Below are 24,608 nucleotides of genomic sequence, written 5' to 3'. Positions count from 1 at the left end.
GCTCGCACTCCCACACTTCCCGTGCGCACCGCGTCCCCGGTGGGGGTTGGAAAACGGGGAAATCAGCGTCCGTTGCCGCACAGTCCGGGGCCACTGGTGCGTCGCGTCATCCCCGGTGACGGGAGCCCGGGCGGGTTAGGGTTTCCCGCATGAATGCCCAGCTGTCCGCGCTGTTGTCGTCGGCGCCGCGTCATCCGCGGCGGGTGGTGTGCCTGACGGAGGAGACGACGGAGGTGCTCTACCGCATCGGGGCGGGGGACCTCGTGGTTGGCGTGTCGGGATTCACGGTGCGGCCTCCGGAGGCGCGCAAGAAGCCGCGGGTCAGCTCGTTCCTGGACGCGAACTTCGAGCGGATATTGGAGCTGAAGCCGGACCTGGTGCTGGGCTTCAGCGACCTGCAGGCGGACATCGGCCGGGAGCTGTGCAAGCGCGGGGTGCCCATCTACCTGTTCAACCAGCGCTCGCTCGCGGAAATCCTCCAGGCGGTGCGGCTCACCGGGGCGCTGGTGGGGCGCGCGGAGGGGGCGGAGGCGCTGGCGGTGGAGCTGGAGAAGAACCTGGAGCGGCACTCGGACGCGGCGCAGTCGCTGCCGAAGCGTCCGCGCATCTTCTTCGAGGAGTGGCACGAGCCGCTCATCTCCGGCATCCGCTGGTGCTCGGAGCTGGTGGAGGTGGTGGGTGGGGTGGACGTGTGCCAGGAGTCGCGCGCGTCGCAGGGGGCGAAGGGCCGCATCTTCGACCCGGAGGAGGTGGCCCGGCGCGACCCGGAGGGCGTCATCGCCAGCTGGTGTGGACGCAAGGCGAAGCGGGAGAAGATTGCCTCCCGGCCGGGTTGGTCCGGCGTGCGGGCGGTGGTGGACGACCAGCTCTACGAAGTGAGGAGTTCCTACATCCTCCAGCCGGGGCCGGCGGCGCTGTCGGACGGGGTGGATCAGCTGGCGCGCATCGTGGCGGCCATCGCGAAGGGGGAGAAGCTGCCCATGGCCCGGCCGGGAGACCTGCGCACCGCGCTGGAGTGAGGGGAGGCTGGCGGCAGGCGTGGCGCATGACAGGATGCGCGCGTGCCGCTCTCACTGCCCGTCCTGCTGGTCACCGTGCTCGCCGCGACGGGCACGCCGTCAGGGCAGGCGTCGCCCGAGCAGGGCGCTTCGGCGCAGCCCTCCGACGCGCCCCGGCCGCCCGAGCCTGAAGGCGCCGGCAAGCCCCAGGACGTCGTGCCTTCAGACGCGCCGGTGCGCTCACCGGACGTCGAGCCGTCGGGCGTGTCGAACACGGAGGTCGCCGCGCCGCCGCGCGCGGAGCAGGTCCCGGTGGGGCCGGAGGGCACGCAGGCGCCCGTGGCCACCACGGACGCGGAGCGCACGAAGAACTACGAGGAGGCGCTCATCGCCTGGGGCCTGGGCGAGGTCGAGCGCCAGGTGGAGCCCGAGCCCCAGGGCAAGGTGCTGGAGGAGGTGCTCGTCACCGCCGAGGAAGTCGTCGCGCCGATGGATCCCTATCCATCGCTGCTCAACATCTTCCACGTCCGCACCCGCGATGAGGTCGTCCGTCAGGAGGTGCTGATTGCTCCGGGACAGCCGTACTCGGAGGCGCTCGTCGCGGAGTCGGTGCGCAACCTGCGCAAGCTGGGGCTGTTCTCCGTCGTGCGCGCGGTGCCGGTGAAGGGCAGTGCTCCCGATAAAGTCGCGCTGCTGCTGGTGACCAAGGACCTGTGGTCGCTGCGGCTCAACAACGAGTTCTCCGCCGTGGGCTCGCTGCTGCTCTACCTGCGCCTTCAGGGCACGGAGCAGAACTTCCTGGGGCGCGGCAAGAAGGTGGCGCTGGACTTCATCATGCGCCTGGACACGTTCAGCTTCGGCCAGAGCTACACGGACCGGCGTGTGCTCGGCAGCCGCTGGTCGCTGACGGAGTCCGCCGCGGTGCTCATCAACCGCGACACGGGCAAGGCGGAGGGTTCTCGCGGGAGCCTGGTCGTCAGCCGGCCGCTGTACTCGCTGTCCACGCCGTGGAGCCTGAGCACGTCCGTGGCGTGGAACATGGAGACCGCGCGGCAGTACCGGGGCGCGGACATCTGGCAGCTCCCGTTCCCGGACGGCGAGCCCGTGCCGTACATCTACAACACGCGCGAGGTGGCCGCGGGCGCCACGTACACGCGCTCCTACGGCCAGCGCTACAAGTGGAACGTGGGCATGGGCGCGGGGGCCTACCACTACGCCTACGCCGCCCCGGTGGCGTCGCAGCTCACCGACGCGCAGACGGACTGGTTCCGCCGCAACTACCTGCCGCGCGCGGAGGACGCGGGGTACGCGAACTTCTCCTTGAGCGCCTTCGAGGCCCGCTACGACGTGCTTCGCAACGTGGACTCATACACGTTGTCGGAGGACTTCCAACTGGGGCACTCCGTGCTGGCCACGCTGCGCTACGCGCCGCCGGTGTTCCCGTCCGCCGCGCACTTCGCGGAAGGGGGCCTGTCCCTGCGCTACCGCGTGCACTGGGGTGACGCGCTCACCACCGCGTCCGCGGCCGCGTCCATCCGCCAGCAGTTCAGCGCGCAGACGCCCGGTGCGAAGGAGGGTTGGACGAACCGCCGCTGGGCCGCGGAGCTGGTGCAGGTGTCGCCGCGCGTGCTCGGGGGGCGCTTCGTGGCGCGTGGCCTGCTGGACGTGAACATCGACGACCTGTCCGAGCGCGTGAGCCTCTTGGGCGGCAGCAACGGCCTGCGCGGCGCGGCGGTGGACGCGTACTCCGGCAAGCGGCTCTTGCTGGTGAACCTGGAGTACCGCACCGCGCCGCTCGTCGTGCGCACGGTGCACGTGGGCGGCGTGTTCTTCCTCGACTCGGGCAGCGCGTTCAACGAGCGCCCGGAGATGGTGACCACCGTGGGCGTGGGCCTGCGGGTGCTGTTCCCCCAGTTCAACGTGTTCCCGTTCCGCATCGACTTCGGCTACGTGCTCAACGGCGACCGTCCGCCCGTGGGCAGCCGCCTGTCGCTCAGCAGCGGGCAGGTGACGGACTACCGGCCCACGTTCCTCGACTCGCCCTGAACTCTCAGGGCGGTTCGACGCGCAGCAGCTCGCGGAAGAGGACCTCCGCCACGTCGCGGAACAGCTCCCCGGACGCGAGCAGCCCGCCGCAGTGATGCGGCTCCCGCGCGAGCGTCAGCGCCACCGCCTTGCCCAGCACCGCGTCCCAGAAGGGCTCCGAGTCGGGGGGCAGGAGGAACTCGCGGATGACGGCCTTCGGCCACGGCAGCACGGTGGTGGGGTCCGCGTCGCTCAGGCTGGTGAAGCAGTCCAGGTCCACGTCCAGCAGCACGGCGGACGCGGCCTCCAGCACGTCGCGCACCGCGTCCGTGGGGCCGGGGTGCAGGTACGCCTCCGCCGCGCGGTCCACGGTCGTCGCCGTCACGATGCGGTGCGTGCGGCCGCGCGTGTCCACGTAGGCGTCTCCGGCGAAGGAGCCCCGGGGCCGGGTGCGCGCGATGATGAGCGCGTCGCCCACGAGGTTCGCCTCCATCGCCGCGAGGATGTGGTCGTAGTTGCGCACGTCCAGCCTCCAGCGCGCGTGTTCATCCAGCGCGCGCAGGCCGGCGGAGCGGTCCGGCATGTCGGCGGGGTGCTCGGGCACGACGATGTCCAGGTGCCGGTCCAGCGTGACGAGCAGGGCAGGGGGTCCGCGTCGCCCAGGGCGCACGCCCACGCGGGCAGCGCGAGCCGATGCGGGTCGAACACATAGGCGTCCGTCGGCCCCCGGCCTCCACCCAGGCCCAGCCGCACCACGCCCGCGAGGCGCAGGTGGCGCAGGGCGTCGTCATTTTTCGAATTCATGCGGGACGAAATCCCCTCCAGGCTCCGGCGTTCAACGGATGTCCATCCTGCCGCGAAAGGAGCCCCGTTCCGCGGGGTTCAATCACGCATGCGTCCATTCGTCACCGTCGCGCTGCTCCTCCTGGGGATGCCCGTCCTGGCCCAGGAGCGTTCGTCCTTCCTGCGCCAGTACGCGGAGACCGGGCGGTTCATGAACGGCAGGCCCGTCAATGCGCGCATCACCCCGGACGAAAAGTCCGTCCTCTTCCTGCGCACGTCCCCCACGTCCAACGTGCGGATGCTGTACGCGTTCGACGTGGCCAGCGGGCAGGTGCGTGAGCTGCTCACGCCGGAGGCCCTGCTCAAGGGCGCGGAGGAGACGCTCTCCCCCGAGGAGAAGGCCCGCCGCGAGCGCATGCGCGTCAGTGCCCGGGGCTTCACCTCCTACAGCCTCTCCGAGGATGGCACGCGCCTCCTGGTGCCCCTCTCCGGCCGCCTCTACGTGGTGGACCGCGCGACGGGGAAGTCCACGGAGCTGAAGACGGGCCCGGGCGTCATCGACCCGCGCCTGTCGCCGGACGGCAAGCAGGTGGCGTACGTGCGTGAGCACGACGTGTACCGGGTGGACCTGGCGGCCAACCAGGAGAAGCGCGTCACGCAGGGCGGCACCGCGCAGAAGACGCACGGCCTGGCGGAGTTCGTGGCGCAGGAGGAGATGGGCCGCTTCTCCGGCTACTGGTGGAGCCCGGACGCGAAGTTCATCGCCTACGCGGAGTCCGACACGGCCGACGTGGAGCAGCTCACCGTCGTGGACGTGATGCACCCGGAGCAGCCAGGTGCAACCTTCCCCTATCCGCGCGCGGGCAAGGCGAACGCGAAGGTGCGCCTGGGCGTCACGCCCGTCACCGGCGGCAAGACGGTGTGGGCGCAGTGGGACGCGCGGAAGTACCCGTACCTGGCCACCGTGAAGTGGGACAAGGGCGGGCCGCTCACCCTCGTGGTGCAGAACCGCCTCCAGACGGAGGAGCAGGTGCTGGCGGTGGACCCCGCCACGGGCAAGACGCGCGTGCTTCACACGGAGAAGGACGCGGCGTGGATCAACCTGCACCAGGAGTTCCCGCTGTGGCTGGAGGATGGCTCCGGCTTCCTCTGGTACACCGACCGCAACGGCGCTTCGGAAGTGGAGCTGCGCAAGGCCAACGGTGAGCTGGACCGCTCCGTGGTGAAGCCGGGCGCCGGTTTCCGGAGCATCGCCCACTACGTGCAGGTGGACCGGACGCTCTTCTTCTCCGGCGACCCGAACCCCACGGAGAGCCACCTGTGGAGCGTGAAGCTCGGTGAGGCGCCGAAGCGGGTGGCCACGGGCACGCGCGGTCCCGCCGTGGAGTCCGGGCTCATCTCCAGGAACGGAGGCCTCATCGTCCTCACCAGGCAGAGTCCCAAGACCCTGCCGCGCACGCTGGTGCTCAAGGGCGACGGCATGCTGCTGGGCGAGCTGCCCTCCATCGCCCAGGAGCCCCCCTTCACGCCGGACTTCGAGGTGCGCCAGGTGGGCTCGAAGAAGTTCTGGACCTCGCTGGTGAAGCCCCGGGACTTCAAGCCCGGCAAGAAGCTGCCCGTCATCGTGGACATCTACGGAGGCCCCATCGTCACCACGGTGCACCAGTCCATGGCCCTGCATCTGCTCGACCAGTGGATGGCGGATCAGGGCTTCCTGGTGGTGCGGGTGGACGGGCGCGGCACGCCGCTGCGCACCTCGGAATGGAACCGCGCGGTGAAGCACGACTTCGCCACCGTCACCCTGGATGATCAGATTGAGGCCGTGCAGGCGCTGGCGAAGGAGGTGCCGGAGATGGACCTCGGCCGCGTGGGCATCTTCGGCTGGAGCTTCGGCGGCTACATGGCGGCGCTGGCCGTGATGAAGCGCCCGGACTTCTTCAAGGCCGGCGTCGCGGGCGCGCCGGTGACGGACTGGCGCGACTACGACACGCACGCGACGGAGCGTTACCTGGGCCTGCCCGAGGAGACGCCCCAGGCCTACGAGGTCAGCAGCCTGCTCACGTACGCGAAGAAGGAAGGACCCATCGGCGCGCTGCTGGTGGTTCACGGCACCGCGGACGACAACGTGTACTTCTTCCACGCCCTGAAGCTGTCGGACGCGCTCTTCCGCGCGGGCAAGCCGCACCAGCTCCTGCCCCTGTCCGGCCTCACGCACATGGTGGCGGACCCGCTCGTCACGGAGCGTCAGTACGAGCGCGTCATCACCCACTTCCAGCAGAACCTGAAGTAGCGGAAGGCCCCACCCGGCTTCGTCCGGTTCCGGTGGGAATCCTCTCCAGGGCTGGACGTTGGGAGGGCCGCGCGGCGGCCGGAGTGTAGGCTTGCCCGCACCTTCCCGCGAAAGGAGCCCCGCCCCGCGCGGGGATTCAGCTACGCATGCGTCAGGTCCTTACCGCCGCCGCGCTCCTCCTCATGAGCAGCGCACCCTCCATCGCCCAGGAGCGCAAACCCTCCGCCATGGCCCCTTCGCAAAAGCAGCCGGACACCTTCCTGCGTCAGTACGCCGAGACGCGCCGCTTCCAGAGCGGCCGCCCGGTGGGCACGCGCATCACCCCGGACGAGAAGTCCGTCCTCTTCCTGCGCACGTCCCCCACGTCCAACGTGCAGATGCTCTACGCGTTCGACGTGGCCGGCGGCCAGGCGCGTGAGCTGCTCACGCCGGAGGCCCTGCTCAAGGGCACCGAGGAGACGCTGTCCCCCGAGGAGAAGGCCCGCCGTGAGCGCATGCGCGTGAGCGCCCGGGGCTTCACGTCCTACAGCCTCTCCGAGGATGGCACCCAACTGCTGGTGCCCCTCTCCGGCCGGCTCTACGTCGTGGACCGGACGACAGGGAAGTCCACGGAGCTGAAGACGGGCCCGGGCGTCATCGACCCGCGCCTGTCGCCGGACGGCAAGCAGGTGGCGTACGTCCGTGAGCACGACGTGTACCGGGTGGACCTGGCGGCCAACCAGGAGAAGCGCGTCACGCAGGGCGGCACCGCGCAGAAGACGCACGGCCTGGCGGAGTTCGTGGCGCAGGAGGAGATGAGCCGCTTCTCCGGTTACTGGTGGAGCCCGGACTCGAAGTCCATCGCCTACACGGAGTCCGACACGTCCGACGTGGAGAAGCTCACCATCGTGGACGTGATGCACCCGGAGAAGGGCGGGGAGATCTTCCCGTACCCCCGTCCCGGCAAGGCCAACGCCAAGGTGCGCCTGGGCGTCACGCCCGTCACTGGCGGCAAGACGGTGTGGGCGCAGTGGGACGCGCAGAAGTACCCGTACCTGGCCACCGTGAAGTGGGACAAGGGCGGGCCGCTCACCCTCGTGGTGCAGAACCGCCTCCAGACGGAGGAGCAGGTGCTGGCGGTGGACCCCGCCACGGGCAAGACGCGCGTGCTCCTCACGGAGAAGGACAACGCCTGGGTGGAGCTGGCCCAGGACTACCCGCTGTGGCTGGAGGATGGCTCCGGCTTCCTCTGGTACACCGAGCGCAACGGCGGCCCGGAGGTGGAGCTGCGCAAGGCGACGGGTGAGCTGGACCGCTCCGTGGTGAAGCCGGACGCGGGCTACCGCAACCTGTCGCGCTTCGTGCAGGCGGACAAGACGCTCTTCTTCACCGGCGACCCGAACCCCACGCAGAGCCACCTGTGGCGCGTGAAGGTCGGTGAGGCGCCGAAGCAGGTGGCCACGGGCACCAGCGGCCCGGCGGTGGAGAACGGGCTCGTGTCCAAGAACGGCGGCCTCATCGTCCTCACCAGGCAGGGCCCCAAGAGCATGCCGCGCACGCTGGTGCTCAAGGGCGACGGCACGAAGCTGGGCGAGCTGCCGGAAGTCGCGCAGGAGCCGTCCTTCACGCCGAACTTCGAGATCCGCCAGGTGGGCCCGAAGAAGTTCTGGACCTCGCTGGTGAAGCCGCGCGACTTCAAGCCCGGCCAGAAGCTGCCCGTCATCGTGGAGGTCTACGCGGGCCCCACCGTGACCGTGGTGCACCAGTCCATGGCCGCGCACCTGCTCAGCCAGTGGTTCGCGGACCACGGCTTCCTGGTGGTGAAGGTGGACGGCCGCGGCACGCCGCTGCGCACCTCGGAATGGAACCGCGCGGTGAAGAACGACTTCGCCACCATCACCCTGGATGACCAGATTGAAGCGGTGCAGGCCCTGGCCAAGGAAGTGCCGGAGATGGACCTCTCCCGCGTGGGCATCACCGGCTGGAGCTTCGGTGGCTACATGGCGGCGCTGGCCGCGCTGAAGCGCCCGGACTTCTTCAAGGCCGCGGTGTCCGGCGCCCCGGTGGTGGACTGGCGCGACTACGACACGCACTACACCGAGCGCTACCTGGGCCTGCCCGAGGAGACGCCCCAGGCCTACGAGGTCAGCAGCCTGCTGACGTACGCGAAGAAGGACAGCCCCATTGGGGCGCTGCTGCTCATCCACGGCACCGCGGATGACAACGTGTACTTCTTCCACACGCTGAAGCTGTCGGACGCGCTCTTCCGCGCGGGCAAGCCGCACCAGCTCTTGCCCCTGTCCGGCCTCACGCACATGGTGCCGGACCCGCTCATCACCGAGCGCCAGTACGAGCGCGTCATCGCCCACTTCGAGCAGAACCTGAAGAAGTAGGCCGCGAGCAGAGAGAGACGCTGGAAAGGCAGAGGCCCGGCTCCCTTTCGGGGACCGGGCCTCTGTTGCTTCAACCAGTCCGTGAGGAATGGCTGAGACGCGTCACTTCACGCCGCGCGGACGTTCTGCGCCTGCAGGCCCTTCGGGCCCTTGGTGACTTCGAACTCCACCTTCTGGCCCTCGGCCAGCGTGCGGAACCCATCCATGTTGATGGCGGTGTGGTGGCAGAACACGTCCTCGCCGCCGCCGTCCTGGGTGATGAAGCCGAAGCCCTTCGCGTCGTTGAACCACTTCACGGTACCAGTTGCCATTGCGCTTCCTTGCGTTTGCAGGGCAGCCGTGGGGAAGGCCACCCGTTCTGCCCGACGACCGGGGAGACAGAGCTATTTGTAGTGAAAGGGCCGACTGGAAGTCCAGCCGGCCCTCCGGGATTGCCCGACTTGAGCCCCCAACACTTCATGTGCGGGGGGGTAAGTCAGATGTCGAGCAGCAGACGCTCGGGGTCCTCGATGCACTCCTTCACGCGCACCAGGAACTGCACCGCCTCCCGGCCGTCCACCAGGCGGTGGTCGTACGTCAGGGCGATGTACATGATGGGCCGGATGACCACCTGGCCGTCGCGGGCCACGGGGCGCTCCACGATGTTGTGCATGCCCAGGATGCCCGTCTGCGGCGGGTTCAGGATGGGCGTGGACAGCATGGAGCCGAAGATGCCGCCGTTGGTGATGGTGAACGTGCCGCCCGTGAGGTCGGCCATCGTCAGCTTGTCGTTGCGCGCCCGGCCGCCGTAGTCACCGACCGTCTTCTCCAGGTCCGCGAGCGACAGCTTGTCCGCGTCACGCACCACCGGCACCACCAGGCCACGGCTGCCGCTCACGGCCACGCCGATGTCGTAGTAGTGCTTGAAGATGACGTCCTCGCCGTCGATCTCCGCGTTGATCTGCGGGAACGCCTTGAGGACCTCCACGGACGCACGGATGAAGAAGCTCATGAACCCGAGCTTCACGCCGTGCTTCGCCTGGAACTTGTCGTTGTACTTCTTGCGGAGCGCCATCACCTCGCCCATGTCCACCTCGTTGAAGGTGGTGAGCATGGCGGCGGTGGACTGCGCCTGGATGAGGCGCTCGGCCACGCGCTTGCGCAGCGGCGTCATGCGCACGCGCTCCTCGCGCGCGGCGTTGGGGCGGGGGCCGGACGGCGCGGCCGGGGCCGGGGGCGCGGACGGGCGGTTCAACTGACCCTGCACGTCCTCCTTCATGATGCGGCCACCGGTGCCGGAGCCCTTCAGCTGGCCCACGTCCACCCGGTTCTCCTCCGCCATCTTCCTGGCGGTGGGGGTGATGCGCGTGTCGCTGCCGGCCTGGGCCGGAGCGGCGGGCGTGGACACGGGAGCGGCGGCCTGGGCGGGCGCGGGCGTGGCGGCGGCCACGGCGGGAGAGGTGGCGGCGCCGGCACCGGCCTCGATGGTGCCCAGCACGTCGCCCACGCGGACCTTGTCGCCCTCCTTGAAGGCGATGGACGCGATGCTGCCCGCGGCGGGGGCCGGCACGTCGATGGTGACCTTGTCGGTCTCCAGCACGACGAGCGGCTCATCCGCGGCGACAGACTCACCCTGCTTCTTGTTCCACTTGCCGACGACGGCTTCGGTGATGGATTCGCCGAGCGGCGGGACTTTCAGTTCAACGGCCATTCTGGGGTCCTCGGAGGATGGCTTCTTCGATGATGAGCTGCTGCTCGTAGTCGTGCGTCTTCGTGAAACCGGTGGCGGGGCTGGCGGCCTCTGCACGCCCGATGTAGCCCAGCTTCACCGTCTGCTGCTGCGAACGGCCGGAGAGGAGGTCGTGCAGGCGGGGGAACATGAAGTGCCAGCCGCCCGCGTTGCGCGGCTCCTCCTGCACCCAGTACAGCTCCTGGAGCGCCGGCAGCTTCGCCACCAGGTTGGACAGCTCGTCCTGCGGGAACGGGTAGAGCTGCTCCACCCGCACGATGGCGATGGAGTCGTCCTTGCGCTCGTCCCGGGCCTTGGCCAGGTCGTAGTAGACCTTGCCGCTGCACAAGAGCAGCCGCTTCACCTTCGCGGCGTCCGCCTTCGCGTCCGGAATCACTTCCTGGAACGCGCCCGTGGCCAGGTCGTCCATGCGGCTGGTCGCCTCCGGGCGGCGCAGCAGGCTCTTGGGCGACATGATGACCAGCGGCTTGCGCACGGGGCGCAGCACCTGGCGGCGCAGCAGGTGGAAGATCTGCGCGGGCGTGGTGGGGTAGCAGACCTGGAGGTTGTCCTCGGCGCACAGGTCCAGGAAGCGCTCCAGACGCGCGCTGGAGTGCTCCGGGCCCTGGCCTTCGTAGCCGTGCGGCAGGAGCAGCGTGATGCCGGAGAGCCGGCGCCACTTGCTCTCCGCCGCGGCGATGAACTGGTCGATGATGATCTGCGCGCCGTTGGCGAAGTCACCGAACTGGGCCTCCCACAGGGTGAGGCCGTCCGGCACGTCCAGGCTGTAGCCGTAGTCGAAGCCCAGCACGCCCATCTCCGACAGCGGGCTGTTCCAGACGTTGAAGGTCGCCTTGCCGGAGGCGAACTGGCGCAGCGGCGTGTACTCCTGGCCCGTCTGCGTGTCGTGCAGCACCGCGTGGCGGTGGCTGAAGGTGCCGCGCTCGCTGTCCTGGCCGGACAGGCGGATGCCGTAGCCCTCCGACAGGAGCGTCGCGTACGCCAGCGACTCGCCCTCGCTCCACTGGAGCTCCTCGCTCTCCAGCATGCCCTGGCGCTTCTTGAGCACCGTGCGCTCCACGTCGCGGTGGACGTTGAAGCCCTCCGGCGCCGTGGCCAGCTTCTGGAGCGCGTCACGCAGGGTGGGCTTGGCCACCGCCGTGGACACCTGGGGCGCGTTCTTCAAGAGGCCGCCCTTGTAGGGCTTCCACAGGCCCTCCAGCGCGTTGGGCTCCTTGAACTGGCTCTCCTGGCGGGCGCGGGTGAGCGCCGCGTCGAAGTCCTGGAAGCAGCGCTGCTTGATGGCGTCCGAGTCCTCCGCGCTGATGCGGCCCCCTTCCGCCAGCGCCTTCGCGTACAGCGCGCGCACGGGCGGGTGCTTGCGGATGAGGTCGTACATCGCCGGCTGGGTGAAGGACGGGTCGTCGCCCTCGTTGTGGCCGTAGCGGCGGTAGCAGATGAGGTCGATGACCACGTCGCTCTTGAACGTCTGGCGGTACTCCGCCGCCAGGCGCGCCGCGTGGACGCACGCCTCCGGATCATCCCCGTTCACGTGGAACACCGGGATGTCCAGCATCTGCGCGATGGCGGTGGAGTAGATGCTGGTGCGCGAGTCCGACGGGTCGGTGGTGAAGCCCACCTGGTTGTTGATGACGATGTGGACCGTGCCACCCGTGGTGTAGCCCTTGAGGCCGGAGAAGTTCAGCGTCTCCGACGTGATGCCCTGGCCGATGAAGGCCGCGTCGCCGTGGATGAGCAGCGGCATCACCTGCGTGCGCTCGGTGTCCCCGCCGCGGTCCTGCTTGGCGCGCACGCGGCCCTCCACCACGGGGTCCACGCACTCCAGGTGGCTGGGGTTGAAGGCCAGCGACAGGTGCACGTTCTTGCCGGAGCGCGTGGCGTGGTCCGACGAGAAACCCATGTGGTACTTCACGTCGCCGCGGCCCAGGTACGCCTTGGGGTCCTTGGGGCCGTCGAACTCGCTGAAGATCTGATCCGGCTTCTTGCCCAGGATGTTGGTCAGCACGTTGAGGCGGCCGCGGTGGGCCATGCCGATGACCAGCTCCTTCAGGCCCATGCCGCTGCCCACTTCCAGCAGCGCGTCCAGCATGGGGATGAGGGCCTCGCCGCCATCCAGGCTGAAGCGCTTGGCGCCCACGTACTTCGTGTGCAGGAAGTTCTCGAAGCCCTCCGCGTACGACAGCTTCGTGAGGATGTGCCGCTGCTCCTCCACGGAGAACTGCGTGCGGTTGTCGCTGTGCTCCATGCGCTTCATGAGCCAGCGGCGGCGCTCGCTGTCGAGCATCTGCATGAACTCGACGCCGATGCTGTCCGTGTACGTGCGGCGCAGGCGCGTGACGAGCTCCGACAGGCGCACGCGCTGCTGCGGGAAGACGCCGTTGCACTCCACCGCCTGCTCCAGCTCCTTGGGGGCGAAGTGGTTCTCATCCATCAGCGCCACGTCCGCCACGTGGCCCAGCTGCGGGCGCGGGCGCTTCAGCGGATCCAGCGTCGCGCGCAGGTGGCCGCGCAGACGGAAGGCGGTGATGGCCTGATCCACCTTCGACTGCAGCCCGATGTCCTGCGCGGGAGCGGCCGGGGCCTGCGGCGCGGCGGCGGCCTGCACGGCGGCGCCGTTCGCCTTGCCCTTGCCCTTGCCCTCCGGTGCGGCGGGTGTCGGAGCCTCCAGAAGCTTCGTGTTGAAGATGGGGCGGCCCGTGCCGTCGTTGCGCTCGAACACCTCGCGCCAGCTCGCGTCCACGCTGCCCGGATCCTCGAGGAAGCGCGCGTAGAGCCCCTCGATGAAGTCGATGTTTCCACCCGAGAGGAAACTGTCCTGGAAATTCGCCATGGCGGGGGTCTTTTACTGGATGGGGGACGTGTTGGGGGGTTTTCGCCTCAGGTTTGTTGAACCGCGTCATGCATGGCTGCCCGGCCTCGCTTTGGGGAGCAGATGGAGTCATGCCCCGCGTGAGCCCAGCTTCACCGAGCACCGGATTCCCCCGGTTGGGAGGGGCTCAAAGGAGGCGCCAGGGCCCCCGGCATGCTGAACGGACGTACATCCGAGGCAAACGGGACACGGGGTCCGGGGCCCCCCACGGCGGTTTGAGGAGTGGTAAGCACACGCCCCCTCTTTCCACTCACTTCTTTTCCGAGAACGTACCGACATGCTCCTTCAGGGCAAGAAGCTGCTCATCACCGGCGTGCTCACCCCGCAGTCCCTGGCCTTTGGCGTCGCGGAGCACGCGATCGCGCAGGGGGCGGAGGTCATCCTCACCGGCTTTGGCCGGGCCAAGTCCCTCACCGAGCGCAGCGCGAAGCGGCTCAAGCCCGGCACGGAGGTGCTGGAGCTGGACGTGACGAACCCGGCGCACTTTCCGGCGCTGACGGAGGCGCTGCGGCAGAAATGGGGCCGCGTGGACGGCGTGCTGCACGCCATCGCGTTCGCGCCCGAGGACGCGCTGGGCGGCAACTTCCTCAACACGCCGTGGGAGAGCGCGCAGACCGCGTTCCGCATCTCCACCTTCTCCGTGAAGGAGCTGGCGGTGGCGTGCGCGCCGCTGATGACCCAGGGCGGCTCCATCGTGGCGCTGGACTTCGACAACCGGCAGGCGTGGCCCATCTATGACTGGATGGGCGTGTGCAAGGCGGCCATGGAGGCCACCGTGCGCTACCTGGCGCGCGACCTGGGGCCCAAGGGCATCCGCGTGAACGCGCTCGCCGCGGGGCCGCTCGCCACCGTGGCGGCCAAGGGCATCCCGGGCTTCAAGGCGCTGGCGCAGTACTGGGGCAAGCAGGCGCCGCTGGGCTGGAGCGACAAGGACAGCCACGACCACGTGGCGAAGACGGCCTGTGCACTTCTGTCCGATTGGCTGTCCTCCACCACCGGCGAGATGATTCACGTCGACGGTGGCTATCACGCGGTGGGCGCACCGCCGGTGGAGACGGTGGAAACACCGGCAGAAGGGGTCCCCGCCAACCCCACGCCCAAGGAAGGCTGAATCCATCCAACCTTCCTGGAAAGTCCAGACATCCGCCTGCCAGGCATCCCGGCGGACGGGAGCCCCCCGCTTCCGCCCGTTGGAGCGCTCACGGTAGGATCACCCATGCAGCACAGGCACATCCCGCACTCCGCGGCGCCTGCGCGAGGAGCCGTGGCACAGTGAGCACCAACGTCTTGCTGGTGGACGACAGCCCGACCGTCCGCAACATCCTCAAGATCTACCTGATGAACCTCAAGGTCAGCATCGTTGAGGCGGAGGACGCGCAGCGCGCGCTGCAGTTGTTGCGGCTGGTGCCGGTGAGCGTGGTGATCGCCGACATCAACATGCCGAACATGGATGGCATCACCTTCGTGAAGGAGGTTCGCGCCAGCGCGCAAGCGCAGGTGCAGAAGGTGCCGGTCATCCTGCTGACGGCGGAGAAGGGAGAGGACCTGCGCCAGCGCGGCTCGGCGGCGGGGGCCAACGCCTTCATCCAGAAACCCGTGTCCCACGACGAGCTGACCAAGACGGTGCGTCAGTTCCTGGGCGGGGGCTGAGGACCGTGAGTCTGCCGACGCTGCTGCTGGTGGATGACAGCGACGCCATCCTGGCGCTCGAGCGGGCCATCCTCTCCGGGCACTACACCATCCACACGGCCAGCAACGGCCGTGAGGCGCTGGACAAGGTGGGGCGGCTGCACCCGGCGGCGGTGCTGCTGGACCTGTCCATGCCGGAGATGGACGGGGATGAGGTGCTCCAGCGGATGAAGGCGGACGCGGGCACGGCGGACATCCCGGTCATCATCATCTCCTCGGAGAAGCAGCGCGCGGAGGCGTGCCTGGCCTTCGGCGCGGAGGCGTTCCTGGCCAAGCCCTTCCGCGCGGACGAGCTGCTCTTGCGCGTGGGCGAGGCGCTGGAGAACGCGCGCCGGCGCTCGCGCAGCGGGGCCATGCTCGTGCTGCGGCTCAACGTGGGCGAGCGCGAGTTCGCCGTGCCGCTGGACTCCGTGAAGGAGGTCCTCCTGCAGCCGCTGACGCGGCCTCTGCCCACGGGGCCGTCGTACCTGCGCGAGTACGTGGAGCTGCGCGGCAGTGCGGTGTGCGTGCTGGACGTGGCGCTGCGGCTGGGCGTGAAGCACAAGGTGCCCATCGCGGAGCGGATGCTGGTGGTGATTGAAGTGGAGGGCGTGTCGCTGGCGCTCACCGTGGACACGGTGAAGGACCCGGAGGAGTTCCAGGCGAGCGACATCGACCGGCGCGAGAAGGTGGGCGGCGCCGAGCACGGGCTGTTGCAGGAAGGGCTCGTGGGCATGCTGCGCACGGGCGGCCGCGCGCTGCCCATCCTGGATCCGAAGGTGTTCATCGCGCGGGGACTCTTGCGTGACCTGCCCGCGCTGCTCGCGCCGGTGGAGGAAGAGCGGAGCGCATGAGTGCGGGGCTCGACCCGAGGCTTCTGGCCCGTGCCCGGGAAGTGGTGGCGGACACCACCGGCTTCCGGGACGACGCCATCGCCCAGGAGGCGGTGGAGCGCGTGCTGCGGGCGGAGCTGGCCCGGGGGCGCGTGCCCACGGAGGTCCTGAGCGAGCTGCAGCAGCTGGGCTCGCCCCTGGCCTACACGCTGGTGCGCGCGGTCCTGGTGGGGGAGACGTACTTCTTCCGGCAGCCGGAGCACTTCCGCTACATCGCGCACGAGGGCATCCCGACGGCGCTGCGCCAGGGCGCCATGCACCTGCGCGGCTGGAGCGCCGGGTGCGCCACCGGCGAGGAGGCCTACTCGCTGGCCGCGTGCCTGCTGGCGTGCGCGCCCCCGGGGATGCCGGTGGAGGTGGTGGGCACGGACCTGCACGAGGCCAGCCTGGAGGCCGCGCGGCGCGGCACCTACGGCGCGTGGTCCCGCCGTGAGTCCGCCCCCGCGCTGCACCCCGTCTACGAGCTGCTCAACGGGCGGCAGGTGTCCATCCTCCCGGAGGTGCGCAAGGTGACGCGCTTCTCCGCGGCGAACCTGCTGGCGCCCCTGCCGGAGCGCTTCGGGCAGTTCGACTTCATCCTCTGCCGCAACGTGCTCACGTACTTCTCCCCGTCCGCGCGCGACGCGGCCATCGTCCACCTGGCGCGGGCGCTGGCGCCGGGAGGACTCCTGTTCCTGGGCACGGTGGAGGTGGACCGCACGCCGCCGGGGCTCACGCGCGAGGGGCCTCCGGAGCTGCAGGCCTTCCGCAAGCCCCGCCCGGAGGAGCGCACCTTCGCGCAGCTGCCCACGGCGCAGCCCGTGCCCGTGCCGCGCGTGACGCCCACCCCCCGGCGGCTGTCCGCGCCCATGCCGGTGTCGCCCACGCCGCCGCCGTCCCCGCCGCCCTCGCCCGCGCGGATGCACCTGCAGGCGCTGGAGCGGATTGAAGAGGGCAACGTGGCCGGGGCGACGGCGGTGCTGGAGCTGCTCGTGAAGCAGGCGCCGGACTACCTGCCGGGCCTGCTGGAGCTGGCGCTCCTGCGCGAGCGCGCGGGTGCCCGGGACGCGGCCTTCCCGCTGATGCGCGCCTTGCGCACGCGGGCGGGGCAGTTGCCACCGGACGCGCTGGTGGATGGACCGGAGGCGCTTCCCGCGCGCTTCTATCTGGCGTCCGCTGACGCCTACCTGAATCTGGGGGCGCTGGAATGAAGGGGACGCCGCTGGTGGTGGACGAGACCCTGGAGTCGGAGACGCGGGACCTGCTCGCACGCCGGGCCGCGCGCCTGCGCGAGCAGGGCGAGTCCACGGTGGAGGAGGCGGTCCATTGGATCGCCGAGTTCCCGCTGGGCGAGGAGCGCTACGCGCTGCCCCTGGAGTCGCTGCGCGCCGCGCTGCCCCTGCGCATGGTGACGCCGGTGCCGCTGTCCGCGCCCGCCGTGATTGGCGTGCTGCGCTTCCAGGGCCAGGTGCTGTCCGCGCTGAGCCTGGCGTCGCTCCTGGGCGGCCATGGGTGGCGGCAGGACCCCGCCGTGCTGCTGGTGGTGGACCGGGGCGACGGCGAGCTGTGCGCGCTCGACTGCGAGGCGATCCCGCGTCCCACGACGCTGCCGCTCGCGTCCGTGGAGGCCGCGCGCGCGCGTGCGGAGGGCCCGGTGGTGGAGGTCTTCACCCACGACCGGCAGCTCATCCACCTCATCGACCCGAAGCGCCTGTTCGGCCGGTCCGACGGGGGAGTGCGCCATGCCCGTTGATCCGATGCTGCAGCCGCTGGTGGCGGGCTTCGCCGTGGAGGCCCAGGAGGTCATCCAGAAGGTCACCATGGACCTGCTGGAGCTGGAGCGCGAGGGGCTGGAGAACGACGCGCTCGCCAAAATCTACACGCGGCTGGGCCGGCACCTGCACACGCTGAAGGGCAGCGCCGCGTCGCTGGGGCTCCAGGACCTGGGCGACATCGCCCACAAGCTGGAGGACGCGCTGGCGCCGCTCAAGGCGCACACGCAGAAGATGCCGCGCCCGGTGGTGGACGTGCTGCTGCACGGGCTGGACCTCTTCATGCTGCGCGCCCAGGCGCACGCGGACGGGCGCGGGGACGACCTGCCGAACCCCGCCGCCGCGCTGGCCCAGCTGGTCGCCGCCGCGCCGCCCCCGGAGGAGGCCGCGGTGCTGCCGGGGGGCGCCTTCGCGCAGCCGCCGCCCGCCGCGGCCGCCGCCCCGCCCGCGCCGGTCACTGCCCCGCCTGTCCCGTCCGAAGCGCCCGCCGCGCTGGAGCCCGCGGGAGAGTCCTCCGACGCCGGGTGGCGCGTGAGCGCGACCCAGGTGACGTCGCTGATGCGCGAGGTGGAGCGCCTGCGCGAGGTGCGCCTGCGGGTGGAGGAGCGCAGCCGGGAGCTGGAGCGCGTGTCCGCGCTGCTCGCGAAGCAGGGCCTGCTGGCGGAGACGGCGGAGGCGCGCACGCTCCTGTCCGGCACGGGCCGCTCGCTGCGCACCGACGGCGAGGAGACGAGCGACGTCGTGGACGCGCTGGAGGAGGGCCTCAAGGCCATCACCACGCGCCCCACGCGCACCATCCTGGATCCGCTGCAGCGCATGGTGCGCGACCTGTCGCGCCAGTTGGGGAAGGAAGCGCGCCTGTCGGTGGTGGGCGCGGAGGTGTCGCTGGACCGGCGCCTGCTGGAGAAGCTCCAGGGCGCGCTGGTGCACATCCTGCGCAATGCCGTGGACCACGGCCTGGAGATGCCCGCCGAGCGCGAGAAGGCCGGCAAGCACCACGAGGGCGCGCTCACGCTGCGCGTGGAGCAGCAGGGCAACCTCCTGTACCTGGAGGCGAGCGACGACGGGCGCGGCATCGACCTGGCTCAGGTGCGCAAGGCCGCGGAGAAGCGCGGGCTCGTCACGGCGGAGGAGGTGGCGCGCCTCAACGACAACCAGGTGCGCGAGCTCATCTTCCGCGAGGGCTTCAGCACGCGCACGGACGTGACGGACACCTCCGGGCGCGGCGTGGGCCTGGACGCGGTGCGCGCCACGGTGGAGTCGCTCCAGGGCCGCATCGAGGTGTCGAGCACGCGCGGACAGGGCACGCGCTTCGTGTTGACGCTGCCGGTGGACCTGGGCAGCTCCCCGGTGCTGATGGTGCGCGCGCTGGAGCAGTTCGTGGGCCTGCCCATGCTGGCGGTGGAGTCCACGCAGCTGGCGCGCCCGGACATGCTGCGCGTGGGCAAGCGCCGCACGCACCTGGAATACCAGGGGCAGCTGTTGCCGGTCATCGACCTGGGCGCGCGGCTGGGCTTGCGCGCGTCGTCTCCGCCCGCCGAAGGGCAGCCGCTGCTGATTGTCCAGAGCGGCGGCAAGCGCGTGGCGCTGGGCGTGGACGCGGTGGTGGGGGACCGGGACCTGGTCATCCGCCCGCTGCCGTCGGAGGTCCGTGAGGTCGCGGCCTGGCAGGGCGCGGCGACGCTCAGCCGGGGGGAGCTGCTGCTCATCCTCCGGCCGGACTGGGTGGTGTCGGATTCGGAGAAGGTGACGGTGTCCGCGGTGAGCCGGCGGGCGCTGGTGGTGGATGACTCGCTCACCGCGCGCGCGCTGCACCGGGCGATGCTGGAGGCCGGCGGCTTCCAGGTGCACCTGGCGGCCAGCGGGGCGCGGGCGCTGGAGCGGCTGCAGGCGGACACCTACGACGTCGTCATCTGTGACCTGGACATGGAAGAGATGGACGGCATCGAGCTCATTGCCCGGCTGCGCGAGCGCAAGGACACGCGCACGCTGCCCGTCATCCTGGTCTCCGCGCACGACAGCGCCGTGGCGCGTGAGCGCGGCCTGTCGTCCGGGGCGGACGGCTTCCTCAGCAAACGCGAGTGCGCCGCGGGCCGGCTGCTCGCCGAGGTGCTGGACGTGATGAGCCGCAGGGGGAGCCGCGAGTGAGCTCGAAAAAGCCCATTCGCGTGCTCGTGGTGGATGACTCGCCCACCATGGCCAACACCCTCACCGCGCTCCTCACGGAGGAGCCGCGCATCGAGGTGGTGGGCCGGGCGGGGGACGGCAACCGCGCCGTGCAGCTGGCGCGCCTGCTTCGCCCGGACGTCATCACCATGGACCTGCTCCTGCCCGGCCTGGATGGCCCGGCGGCCATCGGTCACATCATGTCGCAGGCCCCCGCGCGCATCCTGGTGGTGAGCGCGGTGGCGGAGCAGCGCGGCGTGGACCTGGGCTTTCAAGCGATGAGCGCCGGCGCGCTGGAGCTCATCGGCAAGCCCAACGTCACCAACGCGGAGGAGCTGCGCCGCTGGGGCCGGGAGCTGGCCCACTCGGTGTGCCTGATGGCGGAGGTGCCCGTCATCTCCCGCCGTCCGCGCGCCGTGGCGCCGCCGCCCGTGCCCAGCGGGGCGCGGGTGGACGTGTTCGGCCTGGTCGCTTCCACGGGTGGGCCGCCCGCGCTGGCGGAGGTGCTGTCCAAGCTGCCCCGCGACCTGCCGGTGCCCATGCTCGTCGCGCAGCACATCACCGTGGGCTTCACGCAGGGAATGGTGCGCTGGCTGTCCCAGGTGTGCGAGCTCCAGGTGGGCATCGCGCGCGACGGCGAGCGGCTGGAGCCGGGCCGCGTGTACTTCCCGCTGGATGGCCATGACCTGCTGGTGGACAGCGTGGGCCTGGCGCGGCTGCAGCGCAGCACCGGCGGGCCCTGCCCCAACGGCGACGTGCTCTTGAGCTCGCTGGCCATGGCGTACGGCCGGCGCAGCGGCGGCGGCGTGCTCACCGGCATGGGCGAGGACGGCGCGCGGGGCCTCCTGGCCATCCGTCAGGCCGGGGGCGTCACCCTGGCCCAGGACGAGGCGTCCAGCGTCGTCTACGGCATGCCTCGCGCCGCCGTGGAGTTGAAGGCCACGGATGGAGGCACGCCGCTCGCGCTGGTGGCGGACCTCATCCTGCAGAGCTGTCAGCGCCCGTCGTTCCGTCCTTCCCGTGGCCCTGAGGGGGGAGCCCGGTGAGTCGTTCCCCCGCATCAAACCGCAGTCGCCTGGGAGTGTTCCCTTGAAGCCCTCCGCCGCGCTCCCTGTCTCCTTCCTGCGCGGGCTCGGGCTCGCGCCGAAGTTCGTGCTCGTCACGGCCGTCATCAGCGCCTCCGTGGCCCTGCTGCTCACCCTCATCGCCACCCGCCAGCTGGAGGCCAACCTGGAGGAGCGCCACGCCAGCGAGGGCGAGGCCGTGGCGCTGAGCCTGGCCATCGCGGCGGAGCAGGGCGTGTCCGCGGGCATGGGCTCGCTCCAGCCGCTCTTGGAGACGTTCCGCGAGCGCGAGGACCTGGCCTACATCTTCATCCAGGACCCCACGGGCTTCGTGCTGGTGCACTCCTTCCAGGGCGCCTTCCCGGAGAACCTGAAGGCCGCGCTCGACGCGCAGCCCGGCATGGGCAAGGGCCGCACGCGCGTGGTGCCGGAGGTGCGCATCCTGCGCGGCGGCAAGACGCTGCGCGCCCTGGACGTGTCCGCGGCCGTGGCGGAGAAGGGGCGGCTGGGCACCGTGCACGTGGGCATGGCGCGCGAGTTCATCGACGCGCGGGTGGATGCGCTGCGCTGGCAGATGCTGGGGTTCGCGCTCCTGCTGGTGGCGGGCGGCGTGGTGCTGGCGGCGCTGTTCGGCCGGAGCATCGTGCGGCCGCTGGCGGAGCTCACGTCCGTGGCGGGCCACATCGTGTCGTCCGGCGACCTCACCCGCCCCATCAAGACGCGCGGCAACGACGAGGTGGGGAAGCTGTCCAACTCCTTCTCCCAGATGGTGGGCAAGCTGCGCGAGGTGACGGTCAACCTCCAGCACGCCGCCACCGCGCTCACCCAGTCCACGGACCACCTCAACGCGTCCTCCACCGAGCAGGCGCAGACCATCTCCCGCCAGGCCGCCGCGCTCCAGGAGACGCAGGTGACGGCGCAGGAGATCAAGCAGACGTCCACGCTGGCCGCGCAGAAGGCGGAGAGCGTGCTCAGCGTCGCCGAGCGCGCGGACTCCCTGGCCAAGGCGGGCGAGGTCTCCATCGAGCAGACGATGGCGGGCCTCAATGACATCCGCGCGCAGGTGGGGGAGATCGCGGAGAAGATCCTGGAGCTGGGGGAGCGCACGCGCCAGATTGGCGGCATCACCCAGACGGTGAAGGACCTGGCGGACCAGTCCAACATGCTCGCGCTCAACGCGGCCATCGAAGCCGTGCGCTCCGGTGAGCACGGCAAGGGCTTCAGCGTGGTGGCGCGCGAAATCCGCGCCCTGGCGGACCAGTCCATCCAGGCGACCACGCGGGTGCGGGAGCTCCTGGACGACATCGCCAACTCCGTCACCGCCGCGGTGCGCATCACCGAGCGCGGCGCGGAGCGGATGGAGGCGGGCCTGGCGCAGGTGCGCGACAGCGGGCAGAACCTGCGCGAGCTGTCCTCCATCGTCCAGGACAACGCCGCCGCCGTCCGGCAGATCGCCGCCGCGGTGAATCAGCAGAACGTGGGCATCAACCAAATCACCCTGGCGGTGAATGACCTGTCCAAGATGATGGACGACACCGTGGCCCGCATCGGCTCCACCGGTGAGGCGGCCACCACGCTGCAGATCATCTCCGAGCAGCTCTCCAACGCCGTGGGCGCCTACAAGGTCGAGTCCAAGGCGGAGTAGGGAAACACGAAGGCCCCGAGTCCCCATGTGAAGGGGGCCCGGGGCCTCGGGTGATTCACTCGGTGGTGCTTACGCCGGCACGGCTTCCGTGGACTCGGCCTGGAGCTTCACGGCGTCGTCCACGACGTCGAAGCGGGCCACGCCACCGCTCTTGAGGGAGCCGAACAGCAGCGCCTCCGCGAGCGGCTTCTTCAGGGTGTTGTCCACGAGCCGCGCCATGGGGCGCGCACCGAAGGCCGGGTCGTAGCCGTGCTCGGCCAGCCACGCGCGGGCGGCGGGCGTGAGCTCCAGCTTGACCTTCTTCTCGTCGAGCACCTTCTGGAGCAGGCGCACTTCCTTGTCCACGACCTTGAGGATGACCTCGGGGGGCAGGCCGGAGAACAGAATCCAGCCGTCCAGCCGGTTGCGGAACTCCGGCGTGAAGGTGCGCTCGATGGCCTTCTTCGCCCGCGAGCCGTCCACCACCACGCTGGGGTCACCGAAGCCCATGGCCTTGGTGCTCATCTCCTGCGCACCCGCGTTGGTGGTCAGGATGAGGATGATGTTGCGGAAGTCCGCCTTGCGGCCGTTGTTGTCCGTGAGCGTCGCGTGGTCCATCACCTGGAGCAGGATGTTGAAGAGGTCCGGGTGGGCCTTCTCGATTTCATCCAGCACCAGCACCGCGTACGGGTGCTTGCGCACGGCGTCCGTGAGCAGACCGCCCTGGTCGAAGCCCACGTAGCCCGGAGGCGCGCCGATGAGCCGGCTCACCGTGTGCTTCTCGGAGTACTCGCTCATGTCGAAGCGGAGGAACTCCACGCCCAGGCTCTGCGCCAGCTGCTTCGCCAGCTCCGTCTTGCCCACGCCCGTGGGGCCGGAGAAGAGGAAGCTGCCAATGGGCTTCTCCGGCGCGCGCAGGCCGGAGCGCGACAGCTTGATGGCGCCCACCATCTCTTCAATGGCCTTGTCCTGCCCGTAGATGACGCCCTTGAGCTCCTTGTCCAGGTTTTGAATCTGGACGCCCTCGCTCGCGGACACGCTCTTGGCCGGAATCTTGGCCATCTTGGAGACGACCTGCTCCACGTCGTGCGCGGAGACCACGCCCGTGCGCACGCCCTCCGGCTTGAGCCGCTCGGCCGCGCCGGCCTCGTCGATGACGTCGATGGCCTTGTCCGGCAGGAACCGGTCGTTGATGTGCTTGGCCGCCAGCTCCGCCGCCGCCTGGAGCGCACCCTCGCCGTACTTCACGTGGTGGTGCTCCTCGTAGCGGCTGCGCAGGCCCTCCAGCACCTTGACGGTGTCCTCCACGCTGGGCTCGTCCACTTCAATCTTCTGGAAGCGGCGGGACAGCGCGCGGTCGCGCTCGAAGGACGCCTTGAACTCCTGGAACGTCGTGGAGCCGATGCAGCGCAGCCGGCCGGACGCGAGCGCCGGCTTGAGCAGGTTGGACGCGTCCATGGACCCGCCGCTCGTGGCGCCGGCGCCGACGATGGTGTGGATCTCGTCGATGAAGAGGATGGCGTCCGGCAGCTCCTGGAGCGCCTTGAGCACGCCCTTCAGCCGCTCCTCGAACTGGCCGCGGAACTTGGTGCCCGCGAGCAGCGCGCCCATGTCCAGCGAGTAGACGACCGCGTCCTTGAGCGCGGCCGGCACGCGGCCTTCCGTGATGTAGAGCGCCAGGCCCTCAGCGATGGCCGTCTTGCCCACGCCGGCCTCACCCACGTAGAGCGGGTTGTTCTTGCGGCGGCGGCAGAGCACCTGGATGGTGCGCTCCAGCTCCTTGTCGCGGCCGATGAGCGGGTCGATGCGGCCCGCCTTGGCCTCGACGTTGAGCTGCACGGCGTACGCTTCCAGCGGGCTCTTCTTCTGGGACTCGCCGTCCTCGTCATCCCCGGCGGGCGTGGCGCGCGGCTCGCCCTCGGACTCGCCGTCCTTGGTGGTGCCGTGGGAGATGTAGTTGAGCAGGTCCAGGCGGGTGACGCCCTCCTGCTGCAACAGGTAGAGCGCGTGGCTCTCCTCTTCACGGAACATGGCGACCAGCACGTCGCCCCCGTCGATGTACTTCTGCTCCGCGGACAGCGCGTGCATGGCGGCGCGGTGGAGCACGCGCTCCACGCCGATGGTCTGCTGCGGCTCGGCGTCCACGTCGTCGGGCAGGCGCTCGACCGTCTCCTCCAGGAAGGAGGTCAGGTTCTCCTGCAGGCGCTTGACGTTCGCGCCGCAGCCCTTGAGCACCTCGCGGGTGCGCGACTCACGGGTGAGGGCCAGGAGCAGGTGCTCCAGGGTCAGGTACTCGTGACGCATCTTCCGCGCCTCGTCGAGCGCGGTGCGGAAGCTGGCCTGCAATTCTTTGGCAATCGATGGTCCTGCCACGGT

General features: G+C 70.3%; 16 protein-coding genes and 1 pseudogene. 12 read left to right on the top strand and 5 right to left on the bottom strand.

Features of this window, described 5'->3' with window-relative positions:
• Positions 1-149: 149 nt before the first annotated feature.
• Together ACX114_RS32855 and ACX114_RS32850 are read left to right on the top strand one after the other, a co-directional pair.
• Positions 150-1,019, top strand: coding sequence for a cobalamin-binding protein (locus ACX114_RS32855; RefSeq protein WP_459291179.1), 870 nt, complete (start codon positions 150-152; stop codon positions 1,017-1,019).
• 42 nt (positions 1,020-1,061) lie between these two features.
• The gene (locus ACX114_RS32850) at positions 1,062-3,044 is read left to right on the top strand and encodes a BamA/TamA family outer membrane protein (protein ID WP_459291177.1); all 1,983 of its coding nucleotides are present in this window, start codon (positions 1,062-1,064) and stop codon (positions 3,042-3,044) included.
• A 4-nt stretch (positions 3,045-3,048) separates the two neighbouring features.
• Here ACX114_RS32850 and ACX114_RS32845 read toward each other — a convergent pair.
• A pseudogene (locus tag ACX114_RS32845) lies at positions 3,049-3,827 on the bottom strand (hypothetical protein).
• An 88-nt stretch (positions 3,828-3,915) separates the two neighbouring features.
• Here ACX114_RS32845 and ACX114_RS32840 point away from each other — a divergent pair.
• Positions 3,916-6,096, top strand: coding sequence for a S9 family peptidase (locus ACX114_RS32840; protein ID WP_459291175.1), 2,181 nt, complete (start codon positions 3,916-3,918; stop codon positions 6,094-6,096).
• Positions 6,097-6,242: 146 nt separating this feature from the next.
• Complete coding sequence (locus ACX114_RS32835) at positions 6,243-8,468, top strand: S9 family peptidase (protein ID WP_459291173.1); 2,226 nt, start codon at positions 6,243-6,245, stop codon at positions 8,466-8,468.
• Positions 8,469-8,575: 107 nt separating this feature from the next.
• On the opposite strand, the gene ACX114_RS32830 is transcribed toward ACX114_RS32835, so the two are convergent.
• The 3 genes from ACX114_RS32830 to ACX114_RS32820 all read right to left on the bottom strand — a co-directional run bounded on the left by ACX114_RS32830 (position 8,576) and on the right by ACX114_RS32820 (position 13,027).
• Positions 8,576-8,779 (bottom strand): cold-shock protein, encoded by a 204-nt coding sequence (locus ACX114_RS32830; protein ID WP_014397260.1) that lies wholly within the window; start codon positions 8,777-8,779, stop codon positions 8,576-8,578.
• A gap of 164 nt (positions 8,780-8,943) precedes the next feature.
• Positions 8,944-10,158 carry a 2-oxoglutarate dehydrogenase complex dihydrolipoyllysine-residue succinyltransferase gene (odhB, locus tag ACX114_RS32825; RefSeq protein ID WP_459291170.1) on the bottom strand — a complete coding sequence of 405 codons (1,215 nt, stop codon included), beginning with the start codon at positions 10,156-10,158 and terminating at the stop codon, positions 8,944-8,946.
• Positions 10,148-13,027 carry a 2-oxoglutarate dehydrogenase E1 component gene (locus ACX114_RS32820; protein WP_459291168.1) on the bottom strand — a complete coding sequence of 960 codons (2,880 nt, stop codon included), beginning with the start codon at positions 13,025-13,027 and terminating at the stop codon, positions 10,148-10,150. The genes odhB and ACX114_RS32820 overlap by 11 nt, the downstream gene beginning before the upstream one ends.
• Positions 13,028-13,343: 316 nt before the next feature.
• On the opposite strand from ACX114_RS32820, the gene fabI reads away from it, so the two are divergent.
• The 8 genes from fabI (at position 13,344) to ACX114_RS32780 (ending at position 22,253) form a co-directional block, all read left to right on the top strand.
• Positions 13,344-14,177: an enoyl-ACP reductase FabI gene (gene fabI, locus ACX114_RS32815; protein WP_459291166.1), complete on the top strand. Its 834-nt coding sequence runs from the start codon at positions 13,344-13,346 to the stop codon at positions 14,175-14,177.
• Positions 14,178-14,338: 161 nt separating this feature from the next.
• Complete coding sequence (locus tag ACX114_RS32810; RefSeq protein WP_014399355.1) at positions 14,339-14,716, top strand: response regulator; 378 nt, start codon at positions 14,339-14,341, stop codon at positions 14,714-14,716.
• A gap of 5 nt (positions 14,717-14,721) precedes the next feature.
• Complete coding sequence (locus ACX114_RS32805) at positions 14,722-15,588, top strand: response regulator (protein ID WP_459291163.1); 867 nt, start codon at positions 14,722-14,724, stop codon at positions 15,586-15,588.
• Complete coding sequence (locus ACX114_RS32800) at positions 15,585-16,817, top strand: CheR family methyltransferase (RefSeq protein WP_459291161.1); 1,233 nt, start codon at positions 15,585-15,587, stop codon at positions 16,815-16,817. The genes ACX114_RS32805 and ACX114_RS32800 overlap by 4 nt, the downstream gene beginning before the upstream one ends.
• Positions 16,814-17,359, top strand: coding sequence for a chemotaxis protein CheW (locus ACX114_RS32795; protein WP_120595268.1), 546 nt, complete (start codon positions 16,814-16,816; stop codon positions 17,357-17,359). The genes ACX114_RS32800 and ACX114_RS32795 overlap by 4 nt, the downstream gene beginning before the upstream one ends.
• Positions 17,349-19,526 carry a hybrid sensor histidine kinase/response regulator gene (locus tag ACX114_RS32790; RefSeq protein ID WP_459291158.1) on the top strand — a complete coding sequence of 726 codons (2,178 nt, stop codon included), beginning with the start codon at positions 17,349-17,351 and terminating at the stop codon, positions 19,524-19,526. Before ACX114_RS32795 ends, ACX114_RS32790 begins: the two co-directional genes overlap by 11 nt.
• Positions 19,523-20,590 carry a chemotaxis protein CheB gene (locus tag ACX114_RS32785; protein ID WP_459291156.1) on the top strand — a complete coding sequence of 356 codons (1,068 nt, stop codon included), beginning with the start codon at positions 19,523-19,525 and terminating at the stop codon, positions 20,588-20,590. The genes ACX114_RS32790 and ACX114_RS32785 overlap by 4 nt, the downstream gene beginning before the upstream one ends.
• Positions 20,591-20,633: 43 nt before the next feature.
• Positions 20,634-22,253, top strand: a complete 1,620-nt coding sequence (locus tag ACX114_RS32780; RefSeq protein ID WP_459291155.1) for a methyl-accepting chemotaxis protein — start codon at positions 20,634-20,636, stop codon at positions 22,251-22,253.
• Between the two features lie 69 nt (positions 22,254-22,322).
• Here the strand turns inward: ACX114_RS32780 and clpA are convergent, their stop codons facing one another.
• Positions 22,323-24,605 carry an ATP-dependent Clp protease ATP-binding subunit ClpA gene (gene clpA / locus ACX114_RS32775; protein ID WP_459291153.1) on the bottom strand — a complete coding sequence of 761 codons (2,283 nt, stop codon included), beginning with the start codon at positions 24,603-24,605 and terminating at the stop codon, positions 22,323-22,325.
• Positions 24,606-24,608: the final 3 nt, after the last annotated feature.

It is taken from the genome of Corallococcus sp. M7 (assembly GCF_054512695.1).
The sequence above is the reverse complement of the archived record's forward strand: the minus strand, read 5'-3'. Positions and strand labels throughout refer to the sequence as shown.

Excerpts from the sequence above, each read along its gene's own strand:
- ACX114_RS32835 (WP_459291173.1), top strand. The coding sequence starts at position 6,243 with ATGCGTCAGGTCCTTACCGCCGCCGCGCTCCTCCTCATGAGCAGCGCA.
- odhB (WP_459291170.1), bottom strand. The coding sequence starts at position 10,158 with ATGGCCGTTGAACTGAAAGTCCCGCCGCTCGGCGAATCCATCACCGAA.
- ACX114_RS32840 (WP_459291175.1), top strand. The coding sequence starts at position 3,916 with ATGCGTCCATTCGTCACCGTCGCGCTGCTCCTCCTGGGGATGCCCGTC.
- ACX114_RS32820 (WP_459291168.1), bottom strand. The coding sequence starts at position 13,027 with ATGGCGAATTTCCAGGACAGTTTCCTCTCGGGTGGAAACATCGACTTC.
- fabI (WP_459291166.1), top strand. The coding sequence starts at position 13,344 with ATGCTCCTTCAGGGCAAGAAGCTGCTCATCACCGGCGTGCTCACCCCG.
- ACX114_RS32800 (WP_459291161.1), top strand. The coding sequence starts at position 15,585 with ATGAGTGCGGGGCTCGACCCGAGGCTTCTGGCCCGTGCCCGGGAAGTG.
- ACX114_RS32830 (WP_014397260.1), bottom strand. The coding sequence starts at position 8,779 with ATGGCAACTGGTACCGTGAAGTGGTTCAACGACGCGAAGGGCTTCGGC.
- ACX114_RS32790 (WP_459291158.1), top strand. The coding sequence starts at position 17,349 with ATGCCCGTTGATCCGATGCTGCAGCCGCTGGTGGCGGGCTTCGCCGTG.
- ACX114_RS32795 (WP_120595268.1), top strand. The coding sequence starts at position 16,814 with ATGAAGGGGACGCCGCTGGTGGTGGACGAGACCCTGGAGTCGGAGACG.
- ACX114_RS32855 (WP_459291179.1), top strand. The coding sequence starts at position 150 with ATGAATGCCCAGCTGTCCGCGCTGTTGTCGTCGGCGCCGCGTCATCCG.